We start from the raw sequence: 16,008 nt of genomic DNA on the forward strand, positions 1-16,008 counted from the left end.
ATTGGCCGTAACGGTCCACAACCGAGGTGCCCGGATCGTCGCCCATCCGGTGGGTACCTACCTCGTGGGTGGACACATGGTAAGGCGGCGCGGTCGGTGCCTCCCACCACTCAAGCATTCCCATCTCACGTGCGATTTCGCGCTTCTTGCCGATGATGAACTCCACGTCCTGTTCGTCGCGCGACGTCCAGTCATGGGTGATCCGCAGCGCCGGCTGACCGAACGCGTCCTTAACCTTCGGATCCAGGTCGCAAAAGAACTCTTCACGGGGGAACGTCGCGGTCTGGTGGTACATGCTGAAAGTACGCCGGTAATTATCCCGCATCCAGTCCTTGAACCCCTGCCCGAATTTCGGTGCCGAGTCCGGCATATTCCGGGTGGCTTCCACCGGCTGCACATCTCCGCCAAAGCCGATAATCGGGCTGCCCCAGACTGCACCGTGACCGGAGACGAGCTCGGAGGTGTAGTCATCAACCACGCTGGTCGCAACCGCCGGACCGGCGAACGGGTTAGTCCAGTCCGGAAGCGTGCCGGTAAACCAGCCGTAGTTATGCGTCATGAAGTACTTGCCAACGACGCCGTTTCCGTCGATGCCCGAAGCCAATAGCAGCCGGGTGTTCTCCAAGGCGTATGCCGAGAGCACGACGTAGTCGGCGTCGATTTCGCGTTCCTGTTCCCGCACTAGATCGATGTATCGCACACCGGAGGCCCGCCCGGTCGCATCCCGCTTTACCTCAAAAACCCGCGAATACGGGCGGATTTCGAGGTTGCCCGTTTCGAGAGCCTGCGGAAGTAGGGCGACCGCACTGCTGGACTTTGCGCCAACGTGGCAGGGGTAGTCCCGGCAGAATCCGCAGTACACGCAAGCGCTTCTTCCCTGGTACTCCACGGAGTTAACTGCTGCCGGAGCCGGGAAGGGGTGCAGGCCTAGCCGCTTCGCGGCCTCCGAAAATGGTTTGTCGCCCGCCGTCATGCGCAGCGGCGGCATGGGATACTCCCGCTTCCGCGGCGGTTCGAACGGGTTGCCACCCTCCTGAATCTCCCCGTTGAGATTACCTGCCTTGCCCGCGACTCCGATCTCGTACTCGGCGCGCTCGTAATACGGTTCAAGTTCGTCATAGCCCATCGGCCAGTCAACGATGGCGGTGTCCGCCACAACTTCCGGGCCTAAACGCTCGCTTAGCGTAGTCCGCAGGCGCAGCTCCGCGTCGCGGAACCGCCACGCCCACGCGGCCCAGTGGATCGTCCCCCCGCCCACCCCGATGGAGGGAGGCACGAACAATGGGCCGATCGCGAGTGGTCCGGCCGACCAGGGTAAAACGCTTGCGGTACCCTCCTTGGTGGGCCGCCACGTCACGGGGTCGCTGACCATATTGGGGGAAATTTCCTGCCGGACGAAGTACCGCAGTTCGTCGTGCTTGACCTCGACATCTTCATCCACGTAGCGCGGACCCTTATCAAGGGCCACAACCCTCATGCCGGCTTGCGCCATCTCTTTCGCCATAACCCCGCCGGCTGCACCAAGGCCGACGATCACGATGTCCGCATGCTCAGCCATGGTCCGGCTCTCCTTTGCGCTGCTCTCGCTCACGCCGCAGGTCCTGAAGGGTTACGACAGGCAGGGCCGAGGCATCAAACCCGTAGTCCATCTCGCCTTCGCCGTACCCCCAATGGGCGCCAGGAAATCCCAGTAAACGCCACCCGACGGCGTTCTTGTTGCCCCCGTAGACGGGGTCTCCGAATGTCCCCTCGACCACATGCTGCCTCACCACCGCGAAAAAATACGGCAGCAATCCGAGGTCGGTCGTCTCCGCCCCGTCGGATTCCGCGCGTTCGGCACCCACCGCGCTATCCAGCCCGCTCCCCGCAAGCTGTTCCAGGACGGCATTCTGCTCTCCGTCGTCAAGCTCGACAAACGTACGCCCCTGTCGCTGGACGCAACTGTCATCAAGGGCAGCGAGGCCCGCACGGTACAACTTCTGCAGGTTCCGGTAAGGGCCCGCCAGAGCGCGGTCAATATAGATAACCGCTCCGGCTTCCTGAGCCCCTGGATCGTCCTCCGATCCCGGTATTATCAGTCCGGCCAGCGCATCGATGGTCTCCGCCTCATGCGTGTTGAGGAAGGTAACCGCGCCCCGAGATCCATCCTTCGCGTCCATAGAACGCCTCCTTCGGCGTCGCCCGCGTCAAATCGCGAGATGCGCCGACGCGATGGTTGCCTCAGCGCTACCAGGGAAGACCCGGACGAAGGTTTGCGCCGCTGCAAACAACATCCCCGCAACTGCGCACCTATCGGTATGTCCAGAATTTTCCACCCCCTAATTACCCAGTGTCAACGGGAGTGCGTTGCCCAATAAAAGATGCCCGTAGCGGCGTGAAGGACGCCGTAACGGCCGCCTCTGTCGGGTGGTGCCGCCGGTTCGGAACGCTGGACGCCGCAGCTTTCAATGAGTCCAGGCCGATACCTGCCCTCAGTCCTTCTCGGGCTGCCCGGGCGTGGTGTGGCCAGCGTGACTGACGGCTTCCTGAATCAACCGGTTCAGGTGGTTGTCGCTCATCGAATAAATGACTTTGCGCCCTTCCTTGCGGGCATTGACCAGGCCGCTGAGGCGCAGCTTTGCCAAGTGTTGACTCACGATGGTGCGGGCAGATCCCGTCGCCGCAACCAGCTCCGCAACACACGCTGGTCCGGCGGTCAGGACCAATAGCAGGTGCAACCGCGTGGGTTCTCCAAGCATCCGCAGTGTCTCAGCGGCACCCTCAAGCTGGTGCCGGTTTAGTGCGACCGGGTGCCCGTGACTCGGTGCCCGCACGGAGTCGATCATGGTGCTTGCTTTCCTCAAGTCAAGGCAGCTGCCTCAATCCCTGAGAGGCGGACCTGCTCCTGATAATGCCATTATCTCAACCAGGGGCTTCGGTGTCGGGCCGCCGAGCGATGCAGCAACCTCACGGTCGACGCCACATCCTTGAAATCAGGCTTTACGCACCACATACCGGAGGGGCAGGCCCGCGGGTCGTCGGCGCCAGATTGGTCGCCGGAGCCCTGCGCTGCAGTTACTAGGGCTGCTCGACGTCCCTGAGCGTGCCGCAGGTTCTTCACGGAGAGTCGCCAGGTCCTTCGTCCTGCACCTGGTCGCGGGATTCGTCCGCCCGCTCGGCGTCCTCGTCCGCGGCGACGGCGTTGGCAATCAGGTCCATGCGGTCGGCCGGGGTAAGACTGTCATCCTGCTGATACTCTTCGATGTTTTCGCTGACGGCGCCTTCGTCGGCAGGCTGAACGTTTTCAGTCATTACTGCTCCTGATCCGGAGATTCTTTGGTTACGGATTACCAGGGAATCGTCAGGGGGTCCTGAACATTATCCGCATCGTAGATGGGGCGTCGACGGCCAGCATTTCACAGGCGCCCTCATCCGGCGCGTACGGATTCCTATCACTGTCGCCTATCTGGCACACGTCCACAACCCCTTCGCCGCGAGCCCACACCAACCCGACTCAGCTGGGCCGTTGTCGCGCTGAACGCCCTACTGAAGCGGGGCTGCGGGCGTAGCCTTGGCCCATACACTTCCCCGGCTTCAGAAGGTAAGACAATGGCCATTCCTGCCAAGACGTTGAAGCCCGCCGCCATTGGCCGGGTCGTTTCAGTGACCACGGCCGACGGGGACGAGCATGTCGGCGTCCTGACCGCATTCCACCGGAAGCAGGACGGCGAGCATTTCCTGGTTTTCCTGCAGGGAGTTCCGCAACCGGTGTTAGTACACGCCGAAGGGTCGGTCTCGGTTCACCAGCGGGTGGTCTAGCAGCCGCCCTGCGAACAAGCGGCGCCGCGACCTCTTCTTCCCCGTTGTAATAGTGTGTGTCACACACTATTGTGTGGGAGATGGACTCCGACGACGCCGCTACCCTCGCCACGCATGAACAGGAATTGCGGCGGGGCACGATCGTGCTGGCCAGCCTGGCGGCCTGCCGCACCCCTCGTTACGGCTACGCGCTGCTCAGCACTCTCGCCGACGCCGGTTTTCAGATCGAAGCCAATACCCTCTACCCGCTGCTGCGCCGCCTGGAGAAACAAGGCCTGCTGAAGGCCGAGTGGAACACCGACGAGGCCCGGCCGCGCAAGTACTACACCTTGACCGACCTCGGCGCCGAGATAGCCGATTCGCTGCGCACCGAATGGGCGTCCCTCACCGCCAGCCTCACCGCACTGTGGATCCGCAATGAGCTCCCTGACCGAAAAGTACGTCGCACAGGTGGTCCGTCGCCTGCCGGAGAACACGCGCGCAGATATCGCCCGTGAGATCACCGCCACGCTCGCCGACATGGCCGATGCCCGGCTGGGCCCGGATGGATCCGCGTCGCCGGCCGACGCCGAGGCTGCGGAGCGGGCGGCGCTTGAGGAGCTCGGCGACCCTTCCCGCCTGGCGCTGCGCTACAGCGAATCGCCGCGGCACCTGATTGGGCCGGAACTTTTCCCTGTCTTCGCCCGGCTGATGATCTGGCTGCTTCCGCTGGTGGCGGTCTCAGCCTCTGCGGTGAACGCCTTGGTCTACCTCCTGAGTACTCCGGATCCGGCGATTGGCGAAATGATCGGCCGGACGGCCGGCAATGCCGTCTTGGCGGTCCTGACAGCTTTCGCCGTCGTTACCGTTTTGCTGGCACTGGCCGAGCGCATTCTGCCGGACCAGGACAAGGCCCGGCTGGCAGGCCCCATGGCCGGCTTGGGGTGGAGCGTGGACGATCTGGTCCGCGAGCGGCCCGCCCGGGAGATTGCCCGGCCCGAGCCGTTGGCCTCGCTGGTGATCCTGGCGGTCATGGCCCTGGTGCCATTCCTCCCGACGTCGTTCTTCTATGTCGGCCACCGCAACGACGGCGGCGGCTTCCTGAATTCCGGCCTGTGGAACGGCTGGATACCTTCCTACCTCGGCTTCCTGCTGCTGCTCGCGCTGATCGAGGCCTGGCGGCTGGCTTCCGGCCGCTGGTCGACGGCGATGCTCGCCGCCATGATCGCGGCTGACATCGCCTTTGCCATCTTCCTGACCGTCGCGTTCCTGACCCAGGACGTGCTGGACCCGGCCCTCCTCGGCGGTTCGGGCGGCGAGCCCAGCTGGTACCGGGCCGCCGCCGTCGTACTCATCTGGACTGTCGCGGCATGGGACCAGTTGGCCACGGTCAAGGCCTACCGTGGGCCGCGCTCCTTGCGCGCGGCGGCACGCAGTTAGGGCCGGTCAAGCGCCGCGACGGGACAGCTTTTACTAGTGCCGGACAGCGGTCCTGTCAATGCTTTCGGGCGCATTCCGGCCTTTCACATCCATCACAAAATGATGCCCGTGTCACATTTCGACAGCGATCGAAAAGCGTCGGAAAAAGGGGTTGAGTCGTGCCCGATTAGCCGTACGCTAAGACCACCTCACTGGCGCGGCGGCGTACGAAAGCCGTCTCCTTGAGGTAATTCGTCTGCAGGTTTCCAGTGGTGGCGTCGGGGGACGTCCGGGCCTGCTGAGGGGGACGGGGGCTACGGGTGGAGCAAGAGGGTCGTGATCCAGGGGGCGGCGAGATCCGCGACGCCCGGATACCAGCTGCCGGGCAAACATCGGCTCCTCCGGGCCGGGTCGCCGCCCACATGCGGAGCGGGGCGAAACCGTGGTGGCGCCGTCGGAAGGATACCGTCGGGCTGGACGAGCTGCTGCAGCAGACGGGCCAACCGGAGCGCAGGCGCGGCGCCGTTGTTCGTTTCGCCGGGTGGATCGGTGCGGTCGCGGTCGTTGCGCTCAGCGCGGGATCCTTGATGGCCCCGGGAGCCATCGCCTTCTCGGCGGCCACCGATTCCGTGCTGGACCTGTGGGAAGGCCTGCCCGCCGAGCTTCCGCTGGACACCGCCTTGCCGCAACATACGGTCCTGCTGGATAAGGACGGCAAGGAATTCGCCCGCTTCTACAGCGAAAACCGGATCGACGTGGACCTGGATCAGGTCTCGCCGACGTTTTTGGACACGCTGCTGTCCACCGAGGACTCCCGGTTTTACGAACATCACGGCGTGGACCCCATGGGCGTCACCCGCGCGATGGTGAGCAACTCGGTGGGCGGCGAGCGCCAGGGCGGCTCCACCATCACCCAGCAGCTGGTACAGAACATCCTGGTCAACAATGCCCGGGATGAAACCGAGAAGTCGGTGGCGGTAGGCGAAACCTACAACGCCAAGATCCGCGAGGCCAAGTACGCCGTCCAGCTGGAGAAACGCCTGGACAAGGACCAGATCCTGAACATGTATGTCAACGCCGTCTACTTCGGCAACCGCGCGTACGGCATCCAGGCGGCGGCGCGCATCTATTTCAATACGACGGCGGCGAAGCTCACCCTGCCCCAGTCGGCCCTGCTCGTCGGACTGCTCAAGGGACCGGTCTACTACGATCCGGTGAAATACCCGGATCGAGCGCTCGACCGGCGCAACACGGTACTCAATGTGCTCCAGCGGCACGGCGCGATCACCGCGGACGAAGCCGCGGCGGCCCGCGACAGCCGACTCGGCCTTGACCCGGGATCGGTGCCCTCGGGCTGCGGCGGCTCCGAGTACCCGTTCTACTGCGATCTGGTCCGGGATGAAATCCTCTCCGATCCCGCCTTCGGCAAGACCCAGGAAGAACGCGGGGACCGGCTCTCACGCGGCGGCATGACGCTGACCACGGCCTTGGACCGCAAGGCCATCGACGCGGCGGAAAAAGCAGTGCGCAAAGCGATGGGCAACAAGAACCGCACGGCGCTGGGCACCGCCGTCGTCGAACCCGGCACAGGGCACGTTACGGCAGTGGCGCAGAACCGTTCCTGGGGCGAGGGCAAGGGCAAGACCGAGGTGGTCTTCGCCGACAGTGCCTTCCAGGTGGGGTCGGCGATGAAGCCGATCGTGCTCGCCACGGCGCTGTCCCAGGGGATTTCCCCGCGCCAGAAGCTGCTGGCCAACGGCCCCTATTACTCCTCGCTGGATAATCCGCCCGGCGGTTTCCACAACTACGGCTACGAGAATTACGGCTCTATCGACGCCTACCAGGCGGTGCGCGCTTCGGTGAACATCTACTTTGTGCGGTTGATCGAGCGCACGGGCGTGAAGGAAGTCGCCGAGTTCGCGGAAACCCTGGGCATCACCTCGATTCCCGTCGACAAGCTGCACGGCCGGGAGGCATCGCTGGCGCTCGGCTCCTACGAGATTTCCCCGCTTGAGATGGCCAACGCCTACTCCACCTTCGTCAGCGGCGGCGTGCTGTGCCGGCCGGTCACCGTCACCGCCGCCATCCGCAGCGATACCGGGGAGAAGCTCCCGGTTCCCGCCTCAAACTGCCGCCAGGCCATCGGCCCTTCGGTGGCGGCCACGGTAGCCGACGCGCTGACCGAACCGTTCCATCCGGCCGGCACGCTGGGCGCCCTGGGCATGCCGAAGGGCCGCCAGGCCGGAGCGAAGACGGGTACCACGAATGACTTCGCCGCGAATTGGATTGTGGGCGTCACCCCGCAGTATGCGACGGCGGTGTGGCTCGGCGACCCCCGCGGCGGGGCCCAGCACCCGTTGAAGACGGTGCATGCCTATGGCAAGACCTTCTATGACCTCACCGGCTCCGAACTGGCCGGCCCGGTGTGGAAGGACACCATGGAAGGCCTGCACAAGGGCCTGCCCGCCGAACCGATGCCCGAGCCCGACCCGCTGACCACCAGCGTTGAAACGTCCCGGTCCATGCCCGACCTCCGCGGACTGGGCGTGAACGAGGCCATCACGGTACTGCTGCGCAACAGCCTGGTGCCGGTGATCGGGCAGGAAACGGCCGAGCCGGACCCGCGGGTGGATCAGAACGTGGTCACCGCGCAGTCGGCACCGCCGGGCAGCAGGCTGACCTTCCGGCAGGAAGTGACCATCACGCTCAGTGCCGGCAGCAACACTGCCATCACGGTTCCCGACGGGTTGTAAGGAGTCCCGATGTCCATCTTCGAGAAACATCCGGCTCTTGCCCTCGCCACCGGTGCGCTGTGCCTGGCGTCCCTCACCGCGTCGGGGCTGGTGGCCCTGCAGGCATCAGGGCTGCCGATGTTCTTTGCGCAGGAACAGGCCCCGGCGGTGGCCGAGCCTGCCTCGCCGGTGGCAATCAGCGCGGTGCTCACGGACAGCCCGGCCTCCATCTCCTTGACCGGGCTGCTGGCCGAACCGCCCGGAAAATGGAAGCCGGAGGGCCCGGTGGAGCGCGGAGCGGCGCTGCCGGTGCCCTACGCGTGCGACATCGGAGCGGCTCCCTCGGTGGCTTTGTCCCGTTCATTCAGGGTGCGCGGCGAGAGGGTGCAGGTGCTCGCCGCCGCCTACACCGCCGGCCTTGGCGCCGAAGCGATGGACAAGCTGGCGGACAACGCGGCCGACTGCGCCGGGGCGGCGATCGCGGTCCGGAGCGAGGACCTGGACGGCCCCGGGGTCCAGGCCTACCGGGCCTACACCGCCAAGACCGGCCACGGCGCCATGCAGGTGCTCACCTTTCGGCGCGGGGACGTGCTGGCCTTCGTGACGGGAAAGGCAGCAGCGCCGCTGGAGAAACTGGCCAAGCAACTGGACAAGAAGCTGGCGGCCGCGCTCGCCGACGTCTGCGCAAACCAGGATTCCAAAGCCGGCGACGCTGCCCGCTCCCCTTGGTCGGCCACGGGCTACAAGCCCTTCACCGTCACCCGAACGGTATCCATCCCCGCCGTGCCGCTGCCGAAGGCCCCGGCCGACGCAGACTACGAAACCGTGTCCTTCCCGGCACCGGACCTGAAGGTCAAGCCGGCCAATCCGGCGGCCCTGCCGGACTACCCGGTCTGGCCGCCGATGCCGGACGCCCGGGAGTTCCCCCGGCCGCCCAAGAGCCCCGCGAGCGAGCCGGCGAGGTCGGCGAAGGTCCATCTGCTGACCGAGGACGCCGCCGGGCCGGGCTGCGGCTGGGAGTTCACCGGCATGTCACCGGTGCCTTTCGATGCCAGGGATGCAGCCGCCGCCAACCGGGAACGTGTCCAGGCCGCAGAGTCGAGACTCGCCGCCGGCGCCAGGAAATGGCAACAGGCCGTGCTGGACTACTGGGCCGCCTACGACCACTACCGGACGGACGTGAAGCAGTACAAGGGCTACGCCGCCGCCGTTGCCACGGTGAACAAGGAGTGGGACAAGATCGCGGCGCAGTGGAACGACTACTGGGCCGAATACGCCGTCTACCAGCAGGCCCTGGCGGAGCGCTCGGCATTCTTCACCCAGCGGGACAATGCACGGGCCGGCTACCGGAACGCCCTGGCGCAGTGCGAGGCGGACAACCGGAACGCGGAACAGGAGTACAAAAACGCGCAGCAGGAGTACAAGAAGGCGCTGGAAGATTACCGAAAGGCAGTGGAAGCAGCCGAGGAAAACCGGGGTAACGAAGACGAGGAGGAGGAGCAGCCGGAGCCGCCCACGCGGCCCACCGAGCCCTCACGGCCCGAGCCCGCGGATTGTGACGCGATAGGCGCGCCGGCCATCCTGGATTGGGCGCCGCCGGCCAAGCCAGTTGCCCCGGCGCCCCCGCCCGATCCCCGCCCTGTCGGAGAACGTTAAGCCCGGCTCCCGCCCGGTTGTGTCGGCGTGGAGCCCGGTGTACCGGCGTGGAGCCCGTGGAGCCGGGAGACAAGGCTGCTGCGGGCTTTGGCTAGAGTGGTGGCATGGTTGATTCCACCGCCACCGCGGCCACCGCCGGCATCGCCGCCACCGAGCACCTCGGCGCCGATGGAGGTACAGTTCCGGATGCTTACTACGTGCGCCTGGACGGCGGACGCTTCCATTCCACGCTGCATTCGCAAGGAGCCTGGAACGACCACGAACAGCACATGGCACCGGCTTCCGGCCTGATCGTGCACGAACTGCTGCGCAACCATCCCCGCCCCGAGATGGTGATGAGCAGGATCAATTTCGAGATCCTGGGCATCATCCACGGCGGCGAGTTCGAGATCCAGACCCGGGTCCTGCGGCCGGGCAAGACGATTGAGCTCTTGGAGGCCACGTTCACCGCGCAAGGCCGCACGGCCATCCGCGCGCAGGCCTGGCGCCTGCTCACCGGTGACACCGCCGCCGTCGCCGGCACCTTCAGCCGGCCCCTTCCCGGACCCGGCGGCTGTCCCCCGGCGCCCATGACCAGCGTCTGGGACGGCGGCTTCATCCGGTCCACGGAGTTCCGCACCGCGGCGGACCTCGGTCCGGGTAACCGGAGCGTCTGGGCGCGGACCCTGCACCCGTTGGTTCAGGGCGAGGACAGCCACCCGCTAGCCCGCTTCGTCAGCATCGTGGACACCGCCAACGGCATCGCGGTGCGGCAGGACCCGCGCGAGTACATGTTCCCCAACCTTGACCTGACCATCCACCTGTTCCGCCAGCCGCAGGGCGAGTGGACGGGCCTGGACACCCGCGTGACCTTCGGCGACGACGGCGTCGGCCTGACGGACACCGAACTGTTCGATGAACAGGGCCCGGTGGGCCGCGCCGCCCAGATCCTGACCGTCCGCAAATTCCCCGGATCAGCCGGATGACCCTGCGCATCCTGACCATCGGCCGCAAACACGAGTCGTGGGTGGCGGAAGGAATTGACCGCTACGAGAAGCGGATGAAGAAGCCCTTCGACGTCACCTGGCAGCCGATCCCCCATTCCTCCCGCGAGCATGACGCGGCGCGCGAGGAAGAATCCGAAACCCTGCTGGCCAAGCTCAGCGGCAAGTACGCCAACGACTTCGTGGTGCTGCTGGACGAACGCGGCAAGAACATCGATTCGCCCACCCTCGCCCGCACGCTCCAGCAGCCACTGGACAGCTCCCGCAACGTCACCCTGATCATCGGCGGGGCGTACGGCGTGGACGACTCGATCCACCAGCGGGCCGACTTCGTCTGGTCCCTTTCCAGATTGGTCTTCCCTCACCAACTGGTCCGGCTGATCCTCATGGAGCAGCTCTACCGCGCCCAGGAAATCGCCGGTGGGCGCCCGTACCACCATGAATGACCTGGATGCCCGCCGGTAGCGGCCGTGCGCTCCGGCGCAGCCGCCGGCGGTGTGTCCGGCCCGCGGGAAGCGGCAGTGTGTCCGGGGCTGTTGGAGCCGCGGTGTTTAATGATGACCATGATGAATCGTTTCGGGATGCGCCCGGCCGCCGCGGCCCTGTTCGTTGGATCCGCCCTGCTGCTGGCCGGCTGCGGGCAACCGGCTCAGGAACCCGGCACCGCAGCTGCGTCTTCCACCCCCGCGGCCAGCACGCCGTCGTCGTCCCCCGCCCCCGCCACGGAAACCGGAAGCGACGGAAGCAGCGGAAGCGCCACCGCGTCCCCGGAGGCCGACGGCGGGGCCTCCGACGGTTCCTGCCGCGCCGGCCAACTCGAAGCGGCCATCCACACCAAACCCGGCGCCGGGGCCGCCGGCAGCGTCTACCGCACGCTGGTACTGACGAACACCGGCCCCGGGTCCTGCACGCTCAAGGGGTACCCCGGCGTCTCCTATGTCGACGCCGACGGCGCACAGGTGGGCGCACCGGCCGAACGGGACCCGGAGGCAGCGGCGGCGGCCGTCACGCTGGAGCCGGGCCGTACTGCCGAGGCGCAGCTGCAGCAGACCAACCCGCAGAACTACGGCGAGGAATGCGGACTCACGGACGTGGCGGGAGTGAAGGTCTACCCGCCCAACCAAAAGGAATCGCTCGTCGCGAAGCAGGAGACGGTCGGCTGCTCGGACGACTCCGTGGTGCTGATGACCGTGGGCACCTTCCAGGCCCCGTAGCCGCCTGCCCGCTCCCCGAACTGCTCACCGGGAACTGCACAGCGTCCGTGCCGGCCGCTAGGCTCAAGACATCGGTATGACGACGTCTGTGCTCGAACGCTTCAGCCCGGCCACCCGCGAGTGGTTCGCCGGCGCCTTCGCCGCGCCCACCAACGCACAGGCCGGGGCGTGGAACGCCATTTCCGCCGGCTCCCATGCCTTGGTGGTGGCGCCCACGGGTTCCGGCAAGACCCTGGCGGCCTTCCTCTGGGCGCTGGACACATTCATCTCCCGGGCTCAGACGCAGTCCGAACCTCCCGCCGCTGTTCCGGAAGCGGCGCCCAAGCGGGGACGCGCCGCCCGCGAGGAGTCCCGCGGCACCCGGGTGCTGTACATCTCGCCGCTGAAGGCGCTGGGTGTGGACGTGGAGCGGAACCTGCGCGCGCCGCTGATCGGCATCACTCAGACCGCCAAACGGCTCGACCTGCCCGCCCCGTCCATCACCGTCGGCGTCCGTTCCGGAGACACCCCGGCCAATGAACGGCGCCGGCTGCTCACCCACCCGCCGGACATCCTGATCACGACGCCGGAATCGTTGTTCCTGATGCTGACCTCCAGGGCGCGGGAAACCCTGACGTCGGTGGACACCGTGATCATCGATGAAGTGCACGCCGTGGCCGGGACCAAACGCGGTGCCCACCTGGCGGTCACCCTGGAACGGCTGGACGCCCTGCTGGAGCGGCCCGCCCAGCGGATCGGCCTCTCCGCCACCGTCGAGCCGCTGGATACCGTGGCCCGGTTCCTGGGCGGCAACTCCCCGGTGGAGATCGTCGCGCCTCCCGCCCGGAAGTCCTGGGACCTGACGGTCACGGTGCCGGTGGAGGACATGACCGCGCTGGCCTCGCCCAGCCAGGAGGAACTGGGCGCCGGCGCTCAGCCGGCCTCCATCTGGCCGCACGTCGAAGAGAAGATCGTGGACCTGATCGCCGAAAACCGGTCCACCATCGTCTTCGCCAACTCGCGCCGGCTGGCCGAGAGGCTCACCGCCCGGTTCAACGAGATCTGGACCGAACGCGAATCCCTCCCGCTCTCCGGCGAGGACGTCTGGGGCACCGCCGCCCCTGACGACGCTGCGGAAAACGGGTCCGGTTCGGGGTCCCGCTCGGGTCCCGGCTCGGGTTCCGGTTCCCGCACGCAGACCAAGCCGCCGGCCCAGATCATGGCCCAGGCCGGTTCCGTCTCCGGCGCGGATGCCGTCCTCGCCCGCGCCCACCACGGCTCGGTCAGCAAGGAGGCACGCGCGCAGATCGAGGACGACCTGAAGTCCGGACGCCTGCGCTGCGTGGTCGCGACCTCGAGCCTGGAGCTGGGCATCGACATGGGTGCCGTGGACCTGGTGGTGCAGGTGGAATCCCCGCAATCCGTGGCCAGCGGCCTGCAGCGGGTAGGCCGTGCCGGGCACCAGGTGGGCGAGGTGTCCCAAGGCGTGCTGTTTCCCAAGCACCGGCAGGACCTGGTCAACACCACGGTGACGGTCGAGCGGATGCTCGCCGGCCGGATCGAGCCCTTGTATATCCCCGCCAATCCCCTGGACATCCTCGCCCAGCAGACCGTGGCCGCCACCGCCCTCGGCGCCGTCGACGTGGAGGAATGGTTCGACGTCGTGCGCAGGTCCGCACCCTTCGCCACGCTGCCCCGCTCCGCCTACGAGGCCACCCTGGACCTGCTGGCGGGGCGCTACCCGAGCGACGAATTCGCCGAACTGCGCCCGCGCATCATCTGGGACCGGGTCGCCGGGACCATCACCGGCCGGCCCGGCGCGCAGCGGCTGGCCGTGACCTCCGGCGGGACCATCCCGGACCGCGGGCTGTTCGGCGTGTACCTGGTGGGCTCCGAGGACGCGAAGAACAGCGGCGGCCGCCGGGTGGGCGAGCTGGACGAAGAAATGGTCTACGAATCCCGGGTGGGCGACGTCTTCGCGCTGGGCGCCACCAGCTGGCGGATCGAAGACATCACCTACGACCGCGTGCTGGTCTCCCCCGCTTTCGGGCAGCCGGGCAAGCTGCCGTTCTGGAAGGGCGATTCGCTGGGCCGGCCGGTGGAGCTCGGGCGGGCGCTGGGCCGCTTCGTCCGGGAAGTGTCCGGCACGGCCGAGGAGCCGGCGCGCGAGCGACTGGCCGCCGCCGGGCTGGACGATTGGGCCGCGGGGAACCTGCTGGCCTACGTGGCCGAGCAGCAGCAGGCCACCAACGATGTTCCCAGCGACCGCACCCTGGTGGTGGAGCGTTTCCACGACGAGCTCGGCGACTGGCGCGTGGTGCTGCACAGCCCGTTCGGCATGCCTGTCCACGCGCCCTGGGCGCTGGCCGTCGGCGCCCGGCTGCATCAGCGGTACGGGCTGGACGGTTCCGCCATGGCCGCCGACGACGGAATCGTGCTGCGGGTGCCGATGATGGAAGACGAGCCGCCCGGCGCCGAGTTGTTCCTCTTCGATCCCGAGGAACTGGACCAGATCGTCACCGCGGAGGTGGGCGGTTCCGCGCTCTTCGCCTCCCGCTTCCGCGAATGCGCCGCCCGCGCCCTGCTTTTGCCGCGCAAGAATCCGGGCAAGCGCAGCCCGCTCTGGCAGCAGCGCCAGCGCTCCGCCCAGCTGCTGGATGTGGCGCGCAAGTACCCGACGTTCCCGATCATCCTCGAGACGGTGCGCGAATGCCTCCAGGACGTCTACGACCTGCCCGCGCTCAAGGAGATTGCCGCCGGGATCGACCGCCGGGAGCTGCGCCTGGTGGAGACCACCACCCAGCAGCCGTCGCCGTTCGCCCGCTCGCTGCTCTTCGGTTACGTGGCCAGCTTCCTGTACGAAGGCGACTCCCCGCTGGCCGAGCGCCGGGCCGCGGCGCTGTCGCTGGACCCGGGCCTGCTCAACGACCTGCTCGGCCGGGCCGAACTGCGTGAACTGCTGGACGAAGGGATCATCGCCCGGACCGAGCAGGAGCTGCAGCGGCTGACCGAGGACCGCAAGGTGCGGGGCGCGGAGGGCATCGCCGACTTGCTGCGGCTGCTGGGACCGTTGACGACGGCGGAGATCGCCGCCCGCGTCCGGCCCGCCGAACCGGTGACCGGACCCGTGAACGCGCCGGCGGACGGATCGGCTAACGCGCCGGCGGATGGTTCGGCGGGCGGGTCGGTCGAGGGACCGGTTCCCGCCGGCGGCGCGCCCGTCGGGATTGCCGACGTCGAGCCCTTGGTCGCCGAGCTGGCGAGGGCCAACCGCGCCCTGAAAGTGGGCGTCGCCGGCACCGAGCGCTGGGCGGCGGTGGAAGACGCGGCCCGGCTGCGCGATGCCCTTGGCGTGCCGCTTCCCGTGGGCGTGCCGCTGGCGTTCATCGAGCCGGTGGCCGACCCGCTCGGCGACCTGGTCAGCCGCTACGCCCGCACCCATGGCCCGTTCACCGCGGCCGAATGTGCCAGGCGGCTGGGCCTGGGCACCGCCGTGGTGCATACCGCCCTGCAGCGGTTGCTCAAGGACGGCCGCGTGGTCGAAGGCGAGTTCCGTCCCGGCGGCGCACCGCCCGCTGAGGAGGGCGGGGCCCACGGCACGGCCGGCGTGGCTGCTCCGGCCGCGCCGGATCAGCGCCAGACCGAGTGGTGCGACGTCGAGGTGCTGCGCAAGATCCGCCGCCGGTCGCTGGCCACCCTGCGCAAGGAAGTCGAGCCGGTTGATCCTGCCACCTATGGCCGGTTCCTGCCGACCTGGCAGAACGTCGGAGCGAAGCTGCGCGGCCTGGACGGCGTGGTCACGGTGGTGGACCAGCTGTCCGGGGTGCCCATCCCGGCGTCGGCGTGGGAACCGCTTATCCTGGCGTCCCGCGTGAGCGACTACGCCCCCGCCATGCTGGACGAGCTGACCGCCACGGGCGAAATCCTGATCGCCGGCGCCGGGTCGATGCCCGGCAACGACGGCTGGATCAGCCTGCATCTGGCCGACGCCGCGCACTTGACGCTGAATCCCCAGCCCGATTTCGAACCCAGCGTGCTGCAATACGAACTGCTGAACGCGCTCTCCGGAACCGGGGGCTACGGCGGCGCCTACTTCTTCCGGCAGCTCACCGACCTGCTCGCGGCCAGCGGCACCCAACCCGGGGACAACGCCGTCGGCAGCGCGCTGTGGGACCTGCTGTGGGCCGGGCGGATCACCAACGACACCTTCGCCCCGGTGCGTTCGCTGCTGGCCGGCGGGACCACCTC

The 16,008-nt window shown here is 67.6% G+C and carries 13 protein-coding genes; 9 read left to right on the forward strand and 4 right to left on the reverse strand.

All coding sequences use genetic code 11. The annotated features are described in order from the left end of the window. The 4 genes from AC5RV2_RS07775 to AC5RV2_RS07790 form a co-directional block, all read right to left on the reverse strand. Positions 1–1,558, reverse strand: a 1,558-nt coding sequence (locus AC5RV2_RS07775; RefSeq protein WP_494091888.1) for a GMC family oxidoreductase, incomplete at its 3' end; no start/stop codon positions are given. Further along, a complete protein-coding gene (locus tag AC5RV2_RS07780) occupies positions 1,551–2,159 on the reverse strand; it encodes a gluconate 2-dehydrogenase subunit 3 family protein (RefSeq protein WP_494091889.1) in 609 nt (202 codons plus the stop codon). The genes AC5RV2_RS07780 and AC5RV2_RS07775, both read right to left, overlap by 8 nt. Before the next feature lie 312 nt (positions 2,160–2,471). Continuing rightward, positions 2,472–2,825, reverse strand: coding sequence for an ArsR/SmtB family transcription factor (locus tag AC5RV2_RS07785; RefSeq protein WP_494091890.1), 354 nt, complete (start codon positions 2,823–2,825; stop codon positions 2,472–2,474). Positions 2,826–3,096: 271 nt separating this feature from the next. Continuing rightward, positions 3,097–3,291: a hypothetical protein gene (locus tag AC5RV2_RS07790; protein WP_493988801.1), complete on the reverse strand. Its 195-nt coding sequence runs from the start codon at positions 3,289–3,291 to the stop codon at positions 3,097–3,099. Between the two features lie 297 nt (positions 3,292–3,588). Here AC5RV2_RS07790 and AC5RV2_RS07795 point away from each other — a divergent pair, with 297 nt between their 5' ends. From AC5RV2_RS07795 to AC5RV2_RS07835, 9 genes are all read left to right on the forward strand, one after another. Continuing rightward, positions 3,589–3,798 (forward strand): hypothetical protein, encoded by a 210-nt coding sequence (locus tag AC5RV2_RS07795; RefSeq protein WP_494091891.1) that lies wholly within the window; start codon positions 3,589–3,591, stop codon positions 3,796–3,798. 80 nt (positions 3,799–3,878) lie between these two features. Then, complete coding sequence (locus AC5RV2_RS07800) at positions 3,879–4,295, forward strand: PadR family transcriptional regulator (RefSeq protein WP_494091892.1); 417 nt, start codon at positions 3,879–3,881, stop codon at positions 4,293–4,295. Continuing rightward, the gene (locus AC5RV2_RS07805) at positions 4,216–5,217 is read left to right on the forward strand and encodes an HAAS signaling domain-containing protein (protein WP_494091893.1); all 1,002 of its coding nucleotides are present in this window, start codon (positions 4,216–4,218) and stop codon (positions 5,215–5,217) included. Before AC5RV2_RS07800 ends, AC5RV2_RS07805 begins: the two co-directional genes overlap by 80 nt. A 401-nt stretch (positions 5,218–5,618) precedes the next feature. After that, the gene (locus AC5RV2_RS07810) at positions 5,619–7,949 is read left to right on the forward strand and encodes a transglycosylase domain-containing protein (protein WP_494091894.1); all 2,331 of its coding nucleotides are present in this window, start codon (positions 5,619–5,621) and stop codon (positions 7,947–7,949) included. Between the two features lie 9 nt (positions 7,950–7,958). Then, positions 7,959–9,584 (forward strand): flagellar export protein FliJ, encoded by a 1,626-nt coding sequence (locus AC5RV2_RS07815; protein ID WP_494091895.1) that lies wholly within the window; start codon positions 7,959–7,961, stop codon positions 9,582–9,584. Between the two features lie 104 nt (positions 9,585–9,688). Further along, positions 9,689–10,549, forward strand: a complete 861-nt coding sequence (locus tag AC5RV2_RS07820) for a thioesterase family protein (protein ID WP_494091896.1) — start codon at positions 9,689–9,691, stop codon at positions 10,547–10,549. Then, positions 10,546–11,013, forward strand: coding sequence for a 23S rRNA (pseudouridine(1915)-N(3))-methyltransferase RlmH (gene rlmH, locus AC5RV2_RS07825; RefSeq protein ID WP_494091897.1), 468 nt, complete (start codon positions 10,546–10,548; stop codon positions 11,011–11,013). Before AC5RV2_RS07820 ends, rlmH begins: the two co-directional genes overlap by 4 nt. 117 nt (positions 11,014–11,130) lie before the next feature. After that, positions 11,131–11,781 (forward strand): DUF4232 domain-containing protein, encoded by a 651-nt coding sequence (locus AC5RV2_RS07830; protein ID WP_494091898.1) that lies wholly within the window; start codon positions 11,131–11,133, stop codon positions 11,779–11,781. Between the two features lie 76 nt (positions 11,782–11,857). Beyond that, positions 11,858–16,008 (forward strand): Lhr family ATP-dependent helicase (locus AC5RV2_RS07835; RefSeq protein ID WP_494091899.1); only part of this gene is annotated, 4,151 nt, incomplete at its 3' end.

The sequence above is a fragment of the Arthrobacter sp. Y3225116 genome (assembly GCF_059091245.1).